At 45.3% G+C, this 12,775-nt stretch carries 5 protein-coding genes and 10 pseudogenes; all 15 read right to left on the bottom strand.

The genetic code is table 11. The annotated features are described in order from the left end of the window. Window positions 1–129: 129 nt before the first annotated feature. Window positions 130–1,242 (bottom strand): annotated as a pseudogene (gene rpoD, locus MMY81_RS03610) (RNA polymerase sigma factor RpoD). 181 nt (window positions 1,243–1,423) lie between these two features. Then, entirely contained in the window at window positions 1,424–1,735 is a 312-nt protein-coding gene (locus MMY81_RS03605; protein WP_252311685.1) for a hypothetical protein, read from the bottom strand. 214 nt (window positions 1,736–1,949) lie between these two features. Next, window positions 1,950–3,242, bottom strand: a complete 1,293-nt coding sequence (gene dnaG, locus MMY81_RS03600; protein ID WP_252311684.1) for a DNA primase — start codon at window positions 3,240–3,242, stop codon at window positions 1,950–1,952. A gap of 27 nt (window positions 3,243–3,269) precedes the next feature. Further along, window positions 3,270–3,739: pseudogene (locus tag MMY81_RS03595) on the bottom strand (YaiI/YqxD family protein). A gap of 51 nt (window positions 3,740–3,790) precedes the next feature. Continuing rightward, window positions 3,791–4,601 (bottom strand): annotated as a pseudogene (locus MMY81_RS03590) (pyruvate, water dikinase regulatory protein). A gap of 33 nt (window positions 4,602–4,634) precedes the next feature. After that, window positions 4,635–5,281: pseudogene (gene ccpN / locus MMY81_RS03585) on the bottom strand (transcriptional regulator CcpN). Between the two features lie 72 nt (window positions 5,282–5,353). Further along, window positions 5,354–7,377 (bottom strand): annotated as a pseudogene (gene glyS, locus MMY81_RS03580) (glycine--tRNA ligase subunit beta). 61 nt (window positions 7,378–7,438) lie between these two features. Continuing rightward, window positions 7,439–8,185, bottom strand: a pseudogene (locus MMY81_RS03575) (glycine--tRNA ligase subunit alpha). A 28-nt stretch (window positions 8,186–8,213) separates the two neighbouring features. Beyond that, entirely contained in the window at window positions 8,214–8,324 is a 111-nt protein-coding gene (locus tag MMY81_RS33785) for a glycine--tRNA ligase subunit alpha (RefSeq protein WP_308215208.1), read from the bottom strand. A 282-nt stretch (window positions 8,325–8,606) separates the two neighbouring features. Then, window positions 8,607–9,365: a DNA repair protein RecO gene (gene recO, locus MMY81_RS03570; protein WP_120193414.1), complete on the bottom strand. Its 759-nt coding sequence runs from the start codon at window positions 9,363–9,365 to the stop codon at window positions 8,607–8,609. A gap of 26 nt (window positions 9,366–9,391) precedes the next feature. After that, window positions 9,392–10,294, bottom strand: a pseudogene (era, locus tag MMY81_RS03565) (GTPase Era). 1 nt (window position 10,295) lies between these two features. Continuing rightward, window positions 10,296–10,681 (bottom strand): annotated as a pseudogene (locus MMY81_RS03560) (cytidine deaminase). Between the two features lie 13 nt (window positions 10,682–10,694). Beyond that, entirely contained in the window at window positions 10,695–11,081 is a 387-nt protein-coding gene (locus MMY81_RS03555; protein WP_252311683.1) for a diacylglycerol kinase family protein, read from the bottom strand. Continuing rightward, window positions 11,062–11,525: pseudogene (ybeY, locus tag MMY81_RS03550) on the bottom strand (rRNA maturation RNase YbeY). Before ybeY ends, MMY81_RS03555 begins: the two are co-directional and overlap by 20 nt. An 18-nt stretch (window positions 11,526–11,543) precedes the next feature. Further along, window positions 11,544–12,548, bottom strand: a pseudogene (locus tag MMY81_RS03545) (PhoH family protein). Window positions 12,549–12,775 lie beyond the last annotated feature (227 nt).

The following is a 12,775-nucleotide window of genomic DNA, read 5'->3' as shown; positions in this document are numbered from 1 at the left end:
ATTGAACAATTTAAAAAGACTAAAACCAATATTTATGAGAGCGAATACATATTAGAAACCAGACAGCTGAAGAAACATCAGGCTGTACATAAAAAAAAGCCGCCCGGCAGGCGGCTTTTTCATCGTTATTTAATCCAGGAAATCTTTCAGGCGCTTGCTCCGGCTTGGATGACGGAGTTTACGAAGGGCTTTTGCTTCAATTTGGCGGATTCTTTCTCTGGTTACGCCAAATACTTTACCGACTTCTTCAAGCGTTCTCGTACGGCCGTCATCAAGTCCAAAACGGAGACGCAGTACATTCTCTTCACGATCCGTAAGCGTATCAAGCACGTCTTCGAGCTGTTCTTTCAAAAGCTCGTATGCCGCAGCATCGGATGGAGCAAGAGCTTCCTGGTCTTCAATAAAGTCGCCGAGATGAGAGTCATCTTCCCCAATTGGTGTTTCAAGTGACACCGGTTCCTGGGCGATTTTAAGAATTTCTCTTACTTTATCCGGCGTCAAATCCATTTCTTTGGATACTTCCTCCGGAGAAGGCTCGCGTCCAAGATCCTGAAGCAGCTGACGCTGTACGCGGATTAATTTATTGATTGTTTCCACCATGTGCACAGGTATGCGGATCGTTCTGGCCTGGTCGGCAATCGCACGGGTAATGGCCTGTCTGATCCACCATGTAGCATAGGTACTGAACTTATATCCTTTGTTGTAGTCGAACTTCTCTACTGCTTTAATGAGTCCCATGTTGCCTTCCTGAATTAAGTCCAGAAAGAGCATGCCGCGTCCTACATAACGCTTTGCAATCGAAACGACAAGACGAAGGTTTGCTTCTGCAAGTCTGCGTTTTGCTTCTTCGTCCCCTTCTTCAATAAGCTTTGCCAGGGATACTTCTTCTTTTGCTGAAAGCAGGTGCCCGGCCGATTTCTTTTAAATACATACGAACGGGGTCATTAATCTTAATGCCGGGAGGAACGCTCAGGTCATTGAGGTCGATTTCTTCCTCTTTGGCTACACGATCCATGCTCGGAACAACTTCTTCCCCTTCATTGAGAATATCTACTCCCTGTTCGCCGAGATATTCAAAAATTCATCCATCTGTTCTGAATCCTGCTCATAAGGGGCAAGTTTCTCAGAAATTTCCGCATAGGACAAATTTCCGCGTTTTTTACCTGCTTCTAGTAATTGTTCTTTTACCTGATCGATGGACATATCGCCTTCCGCCAGTGGGCGGGTTGGTTTCTCAGCCATTCGATCCCCTCCTTCCGATCGTCTCATTACTTCCATTATTTATCTCTATCAATCATTATTCTAATGCAGTTGGAAGTCGATTTTAGCATATCTCTGCCAGTGGATTCCAATAAACTGCCTGCAAAAAAATAGGGCTATTTTCCTTTATGGAGAAAGAGGAATAGCCTGTAAGAACCGCTGTTTATAATCCTGATGATTTACGAAGCTCCAACAGCTCCATAGCAAGCTTCAGGGCTGTTTCATAATCTTTTCGATGTTCAGCTTCTTTAATTTTTCGTTCTTTCTCTTTAACTAATACCCTTTCCGGGTATCTTTTAATCTGGTACACATAGTCAGACATTTCATTTTCCGATAAATCAGCCTGAATGTCAAGAAGAGATATTTCCGACACAATATTTCTGAGCTCCCCGTCCTCTAAATACGATAAAAATTCACCAGGATCCGGCTCGTTCCCATCTGCATAAAAAGCATAAAGATGGGCAGCAACGGCCATATGGGCATCAAAGTTAAATTCCCCGCCAGTACCTCCTGTACTCGAAATGCTGTGTTTTTATTCTGCAGCATGTGGGCAAGCAGCTGCTTCTCTGCGTTCATATAAGCCGGAAGCAGCTGATTTTTTCTATACGAGGAAGTTTCCTGCACAGGCGGAGGCGGTGGTTCCTCCATATAAGAAGAGGGCGGCCGGACTGGCTCCTGACGTGTCCGGGCTAATCGTTCTTTCTCTTCGTTAAGTGCATCAAGTGATAAAAAAATTCTTCTGCAAGCTGTCTTAAATAAATATCCTGTTCTACAGCACCCGGCAGTTTTACAATTTCCTTTATTACGGTTTCGACGTAAGCAAGTTTATCTCCTTCATTATTAAGATTTTTATTTTTACGCAGGTATTTCATTTTAAAGGAAGTAATCGATACAGAAGAATTTAATATATCTTTTTTGAATTTTTCACTGCCGTGTTTTCTAATATAATCATCCGGGTCCACTTTATCAGGAAGCAGGGCTACCTGAACGTTCACCTTTTCCTTTTCAAACAGGGCACCCGCCTTCCATGCGGCCTTCTGTCCCGCTTCATCGCCGTCGTAGCATAAAAGAACCTGATCTGTATTTCTCCGGATCCACTGTACCTGCCTTTCGGATAAAGCAGTACCCAGCGCAGCAATGCCATTTGTCACTCCGGCGCCTGAGGCTGCAATAACATCGGCATACCCTTCAAACAGAACCGCCTGATTTTTTTTACGTATCGGTCCGCGGGCCAAGTGAATGCCGTATAGGGATTCGTGTTTTAAAAATATGGAGGTTTCCGGTGAATTTAAATATTTAGGTTCCTGCTCGCCGAGAGATCTTCCTCCAAAAGCTTTTACCTTCCCTTTGGCATTATGAATAGGAAACATAATACGATGGCGGAACCGGTCATATATATCCCAGCTGGATTCCCGTCTGAAAAGAAGTCCTCCGTCGACCATCTCTTCGATATCAAACTCACGCTTCTCCAGAAGTTCTTTGAGCATTCTCGGCTGATTCGGAGCGTAACCGAGGCGGAAGGTTTCCATCTGCTCCACCGTTACTCCTCTATTCAGCAGGTAATCATAAGCTTCTTTTCCCTGTTCAGTATTCATTAACAGGTGGTGATAGTATCTTGCAGCAAGTTCATGGGCTTCCCAGAGCGGACTGGCATCTTCTTCCTTTTGATAAGCCGTTCCCGACTGCTCCGGAAGCGCTATGTTAGCTTTACCGGCAAGCTTTTCCACCGCTTCTACAAACGGCAGATTATCTTTTTCCATTACAAAAGTGATCGCATTCCCGCCGGCTCCGCAGCCAAAGCAGTGATACAGCTGTTTATCTGACGACACGGTGAATGACGGTGTTTTTTCATTATGAAAAGGACACAGCCCTGAATAGTGCTTGCCCTGTTTTTTCAACGATACATAATCGCTGACTACATCAACAATATCCAGAGAGTCCCGGATTTCATTAATTACTTGTTCAGGAATACGTTGTGCCATTTTCTATCCTCTTCCTTTATACGCAGCCTATTCGGTCGCACCGCTCTGCCCTGACTCCAGAAAAGAGGCAAACGACTCTTTAAAATGTTTTTTATCAGCAGCTTTTAACGGCGGCGGGCCTTTTTTCTTCAATTTTCCCTGCTTAATCAGAAGACCTTCATATCGGCCGGCAAGAAGTGTATCTATTTCGTCTTTCCGAAAGACTCTTCCTTTCGGAGAAAGTACAGCGGCTCCTTTTTGCAGAAGCAGGGCAGCAAGACCGTGGTCCTGCGTTATTGCAACGTCTTTTTTCCGATGTGATTCATAATATACATATCCACCGCCTCCGGTCCGATGTCGACCATCACAGCTTTTGAGTAATAGGTTTTGGAGGAGACGTGATCATAGCTGTGTACAAACAACGATGGAATCTGCCGGGCTTCTGCCAGTGCATCAATTTCTTCCTTTACAGGGCAGGCATCTGCGTCCGTATAAATAATAATAGATACCACCTCCATGTGAATATGAAACAACTGCCGGCATTTGATAAGCACGGCAGCAGTTAGTCATTATTTTTGAAACATATTGGAAATCAAATTGGCTGTTTCTTCTACGGCTTTGTTGGACACATCAATCACCGTACAGCCGATTTTTTCCATTATTTTTTCGGAATAGACGAGCTCCTGGTTAATACGGTCCAGGCTTGCATAGCTTGCTTCTGCCCGAAGACCCAATGCTTTCAGGCGCTCAGCCCGGATGTTGTTAAGCTTTTCCGGACTGATCCGCAGGCCGATACATTTTTCAGGGGGAATCTTGTAAAGCTCTTCCGGCGGCTCTACTTCAGGTACCAAAGGCACATTTGCCACTTTCAGCCGCTTGTGGCAAGGTACTGGGAAAGCGGGGTTTTTGAAGTAGGGACACGCCGACGAGAACAATATCTGCTTTCATAATGCCGCGCGGATCTCTTCCATCATCATATTTTACCGCAAATTCAATTGCTTCAACCTTACGAAAATAATCTTCATCCAGACGGTAGACAAGCCCTGGTTCATATTTTGGCTGGGTGTTGGTCATGTTCACCATTTTGTCGAGCATAGGTCCGATAATATCTACAGTTTCTACTCCGGCTTCTTCCGCCCGGTCCAGTAAGTATTTATTTTTATCGGGAATCACTAACGTAAAAGCAATCATAGCGTGCGCTTCTCTTGCCAGTTCAATTACCTCGTCAATAGTGCCCTCATCCTCTACATAGGGAATGCGGCGGATTTCCATTCCTTTTTCCCCGAACTGGCTGGCAGCAGCCTTAACTACAAGCTCAGCCGTTTCTCCAACGGAATCAGACACTACATATACAATTGGTCTTGATTTAGTTTTTACCATCGTTCCTCCCTTTCCAGATGCCTGACGCGTTTTTTACATGTCATCATGTGCCAGGTCAACAAGCAGCTTTGTAATGTTTGTTTTTGTTACTCTTCCCGTTACTTCCATTTTTCCGTCCTGCTGATCTTTAATAACAGGAAGTGCATCAATCTGCTTTTCAATCAGTTTACTGGCCACTTCTATAATTAAGTCGTCTTTACGGCAGACCGTTATATTAGGCATTCTAGTCATAATAATACTTACCGGCATGGCCTCAAGCTCCTGTTTGCCTATACTCGCACGCAGCAGGTCTTTTCTGGAAAGCACTCCTGTTAAAGAGGATGCTCCGTCTACAACAAAGAGTGTCCAACGTCTTCAAGAAACATTGTTACAATCGCATCATATACAGAGCTTGCATCATTTACGACTACCGGGATTGACTGATATTCCTTTACCGTAATCTGCTTGATCTTTTCGTTAAGAAGCTGCGTGCCTGTTTTCCCTGTATAAAAATAGCCGACTCTTGGTCTTGCATCGAGGTACCCGGACATCGTAAGAATTGCCAGATCCGGCCGGAGAGTCGCTCTCGTAAGAGAAAGCTTATCTGCAATATGCTCTCCGGTAATCGGTCCTTCTGCTTTTACTATATCTACTATAAATTCCTGTCTTTTTGATAATTGAATGGTCAACACCGCCTTCATAACATACGACATGCTATGCTACTCTATCTATTATTATATCTTATTGGACCGGCGCTGACTACGCAGACTTCTCTAGTCTGACGACTCGGTAAATACGAGATACCTGAAATCAGCAAAGGTCTGGATAAGCCCGGACAGCTGGATCATCTGCGCAAGACGGTTCTGCTTTACAGCTTCATCATCGCTCATCACCATCACATGCTCAAAGTAGTCATTAATATAAGGAGAGAGCTTCTCAAGTTCCTGAAGCGCCTCTTCCATGCTGTTATCCTGGAGCAGGGACGGCAGGGAGGCTGCAAGCTCTTCATGGGCTTTCATCAGCTGCTTCTCCTGATCGTTTTCCATCAGCTCTGTACGTACGGGTGCAGCGTCCAATTCGGCTTTTTTGGAGATATTGGTGACACGGCTGAGTGCTTCCACCGTCTCTTTAAACGAAGCTTTATTTTTCTGCGCCTGCAGAAAGCCGGCTTTATTTACTAAAATATAAATATAGCCAATGTCTCCCTGAAGAAGGGCATCACAGACGTCATGGCTGATGGAGCGCTCCAGCAGAAGGTTGCGGATCCGCTGTTTGAAAAATTCCTGAAGTTCAATAGCCAGTTCTTCTTCCGGACGTTTCAGCACTCCTGCTTTTGCAGCGATTTCCATTGTCTGCTGAATCATACCTTCCACCGTGATCGGCAGCTCCTGAGCAAGCATAATAGCAACTGCCCCGGCTGCATGCCTTCTAATACCATTTGGATCCTGAGAGCCTGTAGGAACTGCCCCGATGCCAAACGCTGTTACTACGGTGTCCATTTTGTCAGCCAGCCCGATAACTGCTGCTTCTTTGGAAGAAGGCGTCATGTCTCCTGCAAAACGGGGCAGGTAGTGCTCTCTGATCGAACGTGCCACGGTTTCATTTTCTCCGGCAAGCAGCGCGTATTTCTCACCGACAATACCCTGAAGTTCTGTAAACTCATCCACCATAAGCGTGACCAGGTCAAACTTCGATAAAAACGCTCCTCGGCGGATATTTTCCTGCGCTTCTTCCGGCAGGCTGATTTTTTTGGCTGCAGCCAGACTGAGCCCTTGAATGCGCCGAACCTTATCTCCTATAGTGCCAAGACCTTCCTGGTACACAATGTTGTCCAGTTTTGCCGCTGCCTGTTCAGGAGGAAGCTTCTGATCTTCTTCATAGAAAAATCTGCCGTCAGCCAGCCGTGCCCGAAGCACTTTCTCATTTCCTTTTCGTACGTTTTCAATGTGCTCTTCGTTTCCATTACGCACCGTAACAAATTTCGGAAGCAGGCGTGCATTCTCATCTTCTACCGGGAAATAGCGCTGATGCTCTCTCATCGAGGTAATCAGCACTTCCTGGGGAAGTTCCAGATAGGAAACATCAAATGATCCCGACAGGGCGGTTGGATATTCAACCAGGTTGTTTATTTCTTCGAGCAGGTCTTCATTGATAGGGAAAGCCAGTTTTCTTTTTCTTCGATCGCGGCAATCTGTTTTCTGATCATTTCTTTTCGTTCGGACGGCTCTGCTATTACCCATTCTTTTTCCAGTACAGCTTCATAAGCCCGGGCTTTCAATAACAGTATCGGCTCCGAGGAAACGATGGCCTCTTGTTTCCCGGCCCGCCTTAACTCCCGCCATTTCCATTGGAATAATCTCTGTACCATACAAAGAAACAATCCACTGGACCGGCCGCACATAACGCATGGTATGGCTTCCCCACTTCATGCTTTTCGGAAAAGTCATTTTGGAAGCTTTCTGCTCCAAGTTCCGGCAGAAGTTCAGCCGTTGCCCGGCCCTTTTCTTCCTTTTTTGCAAATACATATTCAACATCTTTGATCGATTCAAATATAAATCGTTTTCAGATAATCCCTGTCCTCTGGCAAATCCTATTGCTGCTTTTGTCCAGGTTCCATCCTCTGCCTGTGCGATGCTGCGAGCAGGGCCTTTTTCGTTTCTACAATATCCTCCTGTGAGTCTGCTGCCCCTTCAATACGGACCGCAAGCCTTCTTGGAGTGGAAAAAGAAGTAATTGCTGTATAGGTAATTCTTTTATCTTTCAGCCACGCAGCCGTTCTGCTTTCCAGTTGAAGCATTGCATCGGTTACAAAACGGGCCGGCATTTCTTCAAGGCCGATTTCCAGTAAATAGTCTTTATTAGCCATTGGATGACTCCTCCTTCTTGTTAAGCAGCGGGAACTGCAGGCGCTCTCTTTCCTGATAATAAGACGAAGCACACTCTCTCGCGAGGCGCCTGACCCGGCCGATGTAGCCGGCTCTCTCCGTCACGCTTATCGCCCCTCCTGCATCAAGAAGATTAAACGTATGAGAGCATTTCAGCACGTAGTCATACGCGGGAAATACGAGTGATTCCTCAAGCGCTCTGGCTGCTTCTTTTTCATACGTGTCAAACTCTTTAAAAAGCATGGCTGCATCCGCTACCTCAAAAGCATATTTGGAATGCTCGTACTCCGGCTGCTTAAATATATCTCCATATAAAAATCCGTCTACCCATGTTAGGTCAAAAACGTTTTCTTTATCCTGAATATAAGAAGCCAGTCTTTCAATACCATACGTAATCTCGACGGCTACCGGACTTGCTTCCATTCCGCCAACCTGCTGAAAATAAGTAAACTGGGTAATTTCCATACCATCGAGCCAGACTTCCCAGCCCAGTCCCATGCGCTAAGCGTAGGTGCTTCCCAGTTATCCTCCACAAAACGGATGTCATCTCTTTCGGATTAATTCCGAGCTGTTCCAGGCTTTCTAAGTACAGTTTTGAATATTGGGCGGTGACGGCTTCATAATTACCTGAAATTGATGATGCTGGTACAAACGGTTCGGATTCTCTCCGTAACGGCCGTCAGCCGGACGTCTTGAAGGTTCACATATGCCACATTCCATGGCTCCCGGCCAATGCTTCTTAGAAAGGTCATCGGTTCATTGTCCCCGCACCTTTTTCTACATCGTAAGCCTGCATAAGAATACAGTTTTGATCAGACCAAAATTTCTGAAGCGTTAAAATCATATCCTGAACGTTCATCTAATCCCTCCATTGAATAACTGCTTTTTAAACACATAAAAAACCGTCCCTATACCACATCTATGGTATAGGGACGGTTGTATGCTCCGCGGTTCCACCCTACTTGCTCTCTGCCGTACAGCAGAAAGCCGCTCTTCGTTAGTATGCTCCAGGATGCCTTCGTCTTCATAAACTGCGCAGCTTTCACCGTCCTGCGCTCGCTGATTGTTTAGAGAAAGAGTACTAATTCCCTTCAGTGCACTATTAAATGTAGTTGAATCATACTCAAATCCACCAGGCCTGTCAAGTATCCTCCACAGGATTCCATTTTTCCATCTGCTCCATAAACCGCTTGGAACGCAGGTACAGCCCCGAGTATTCTTCATAATACGTATCCATGACCTGCCGGAGTTCCTTTTTGGTTTCCGGCTTCAGCGTAATGCTGCCAAGACGTTTTAAATCCAGATAGTAAAAAGTGCGCAGCAGCTGGATCGCTTTCGGACTGATATCCATTCTGTATTCATCCCGATGGCTGCAGCGGTGGCAGAGAAATCCCGCTCCTCTGATGGAAAAGCTGAACGTTCCTTCTTTATTACCGCAGTTAACACATTGGTCCAGCTGCGGCTTAATACCTGCTGCGTCTGTCATTTTCAGCTCAAAAATCCGTATAAGCGTTTCAGCATCGTCGCCTTCTTCCACATGCTCGAGAATCTGCCAGAACAGCTCAAACAAAAACGGGTTCGTTTCCCGGTCGTTGGTCAGCTTATCTAGCAGTTCGGCTGCATAGGCGATATATGACGCTTTCCACAGATCTTCACGAATGTGGCGGTAGGATTTAATAATGTCCGCCTGATTGAGCGAGCTCATGCCGGAGCTGCTGTAATAAAGAAAAATACCGTATACAAACGGCTGGGCTGCACCGGCCAGCCGGTTTTTCGGCTTTTTGGCTCCTTTGGCCATAACAGCGACTTTACCGGCCTCTCTTGTGTACAATGTCAGCACTACATCCGCTTCTCCGTATGGAACGGTTCGAATCACTATTCCTTCAGCTTTTTTCAGCATGACATCGATCCTTTTTTTACGTAACGTTAATAATCGTTCTGGTCATATCCATGTTCTTTAAGCTGGTAGGAGCTGTTTCTCCAATCTTTTTCTACTTTGGCATAGAGCTCCAGATACACGTTGGAACCAAGCAGTTTTTGAATATCCTGACGGGCGAGCTCGCCGATTTTCTTTAACAGGGCGCCCTGTTTCCGATGATAATTCCTTTCTGCGAAGGAACGCTCGACGGCAATAACAGCTGATATATATACAGCGCCGCCTTTTCGTTCTTTCATTTCCTATAATAACGGCGACCGAATGAGGAATTTCATCGCGGGTCAGCTGAAGCACCTTTTCCCGGATCAATTCACTTACAATAAAACGTTCGGGATGATCTGTAATTTCATCTTCCGGATAATAAGCAGGACCTTCCTCCATATATTCAAGAAGCTGCTGCATCATCGTCTCTACATTATTGCCCTTTAAAGCAGATACCGGCACGATCTCGGCAAAATCATACAGGTGACGATACTTTTCGATGACCTGCATGACCTGCTCCGGGGTCATTTCATCGATTTTGTTTACAATAAGAAATACCGGCGTCGACGTTTCTTTTAATTTATTAATAATATATTCTTCACCGGGACCATACTTTTCAGTGGCATCAATCAAATAAAGAATAATATCTACTTCTCTAAGTGTTTCCGTCGCCATCCGCACCATATAATCTCCGAGCTTGTGCTTCGGTTTATGAATGCCCGGGGTATCAATAAAAATAATCTGGGAATTCTCGTCCGTATAAAATCCCTGGATTTTATTTCTCGTTGTCTGCGGCTTGTCGCTCATAATCGCAATTTTTGGCCGATCACATGATTTAACAGCGTAGACTTGCCGGCATTCGGGCGTCCAATTAACGCGGCGAATCCTGATTTAAATACGTTTTCTGTCATCTCATATCCCCTGCCTGAAAACTCCCGGCAGAAGTTCCTGCATCGTCGTTTCCAACAATATTTCCCTGCAGGTTGCTTAAAATAATAACAGCTTCCGGAGCCATAAATTCGGAAAGAACCTGTCTGCAGGCGCCGCATGGAGCTACAGCTTCTTTTGTATCAGCAACGATTGCAATCTCTTCAATATCCTTGCTGCCGCTGCTTACCGCTTTAAAAAACTGCTGTCCGCTCTGCGCAGTTGGTCAATCCGTAGGAAGCGTTCTCTACGTTACATCCCGTATATACGGAGCCGTCTTTTGTCTTCAAGGCCGCTCCCACTTTAAAGTTCGAATAAGGCACATGAGCGAATTCTCTTGCCTGTTTAGCTTGTTCAATTAATTTTTCCATAAAAAATCTCCTCTTAAAGCCATACGCTCACTGGTTCTGCAAAAAGCAGTATACCAATGATGATAGCTGTTATTGTAAATATAAATACTCCGGCAGCGGCAGCATCCTTCGCTTTTTCGGCAAGGGGATGATACTGCTCCGTTACTAAATCAACTGTTTTTTCCAATGCTGTGTTCAGTAGTTCAAGTGAAAGAACCATGCCGATAGTAAGCAGCAGTACCACCCATTTCCATAAAGGAAAGGGTACAAGCAGAGCAAGCACGATTACCGCTGCGGCAGCTGCTAAATGATACTGCATGTTTGCCTCATTTTCTGCAGTCTTTTTCATTCCCCTGGCTGCGTAACGAAAAGACAGCAGCAGCCGTTTCACTCTGCTCTGCTTATTGTCGTTTAAGCCCATATTCCTTGAGTATCTCTTCCTGGCGGGCAAACATTTCTTTTTCCTCTGACTCACTGTCGTGCAGATAGCCAAGAAGATGAAGCAGACCGTGCACTCCCAGGAAAGCAAACTCCCTCTCAAAAGAATGGCCGTACTCTTCTGCCTGCTCTACAGCACGAGGAAGGCTGATAACAATATCGCCGAGCAGATGCGGCACATCGTCCCGTCAGTGAAAGGCTCTTCATCGTCAAGCGCAAAAGAAATCACGTCAGTCGGTTTATCCATTCCACGGTATTCTTTATTAATCTCCTGAATAGCTTCGTTGGTCACGATAGTAACAGAAAGTTCTGCTTCTCCTTTAATATCTTCCATGTCCGCAGCGAGCTGCAGCACTTCCTCGAGCATCGTAAGCGATGGCGCGGATACTTCTGTGGTTTCATCGTTAATATCAATCGTTACTGCCATAACCTGCCTCCATTATGCCTATAGTGGTTTCTTAGCTTCCGCTGCGTTTATCTGTTTCTGCGGATCTGCTTCATCATATGCTTCCAGAATCTGCTGAACGAGCGTATGCCTTACTACATCAGTCGGCTTCAGATAAATAAATCCTATCGATTCCACATTTTTTAAAATAGTAATAGCTACCCGCAGTCCGGACTGCTGACCTTTAGGAAGATCAATTTGCGTCAGGTCTCCATTGACTACCATTTTGGAACCAAATCCCAGTCTTGTAATGAACATTTTAATTTGTTCTTTCGTTGTATTCTGAGCTTCATCCAGTATAACAAAGGCGTCTTCCAATGTTCGGCCCCGCATATAAGCGAGTGGGCCACCTCAATCGTCCCGCGTTCTAGTAAGCGGTTCGTATGCTCCAGTCCGAACACATCATGAAGGGCATCATAAAGCGGTCTTAAGTATGGATCCACCTTTTCCTTCAAATCACCCGGGAGAAATCCCAGGCTTTCTCCGGCTTCTACGGCAGGCCTTGTAAGCACAATACGCTTTACGCTGCCATCTTTTAATGCGTTTACTGCCATAACCACAGCAAGATACGTTTTACCGGTACCTGCAGGACCAATACCAAAAACCATATCGCGTCTGCGGATGGCATGAACGTACTCCTGCTGGCCTAATGTTTTGACAACAATAGGTTTTCCTTTTGTGTTCACTGCAATTTTTTCCTGGTATAACGTATGCAGCTGATCTATTTTTCTTCTTTGGATAGCTGTATAGCATAGATTACGTCTCTTTCTGTAATCTCTACGTTTTTTCTTAGAAGTTCAATTAACGACGCCATTACTTCCGAAATGTATCTGCATCACTTTTTTCTCCGGAAATAATTAAGCTTTCTCCCCGTGTCACAATCGATACATTCAGCTTTTCTTCCAGCCGTTTCAAATGAATATCGTTGGGACCGAACAGCAGCTGCGCTTCGTTTGCATCTTTCACTTCTAAGGATAGTACATGCTTTTCTGCCAATATACTCATTCTCCTCGGATTCATCGGCTGCACCGACTAGTCTAGTTGCTTTCATCTCTTTCTTACTTTACCATCCCTATCCCGCCCTTGCAAAGGGATCCACTGCTCTCTTTCAAATTTTTGTCATGAGGCGAACAAGCAGCAAATAAAAAGAAACTGAGCCGCGGGGCTCAGTTTCCTATTTTCTTTTTGAATATACAGATGTTTGATGCGGTCTCTGGAACGGGGCTTACCCA

This window comes from Sinobaca sp. H24 (assembly GCF_023845525.1).
This window is presented reverse-complemented; position numbering and strand designations above follow the sequence as displayed.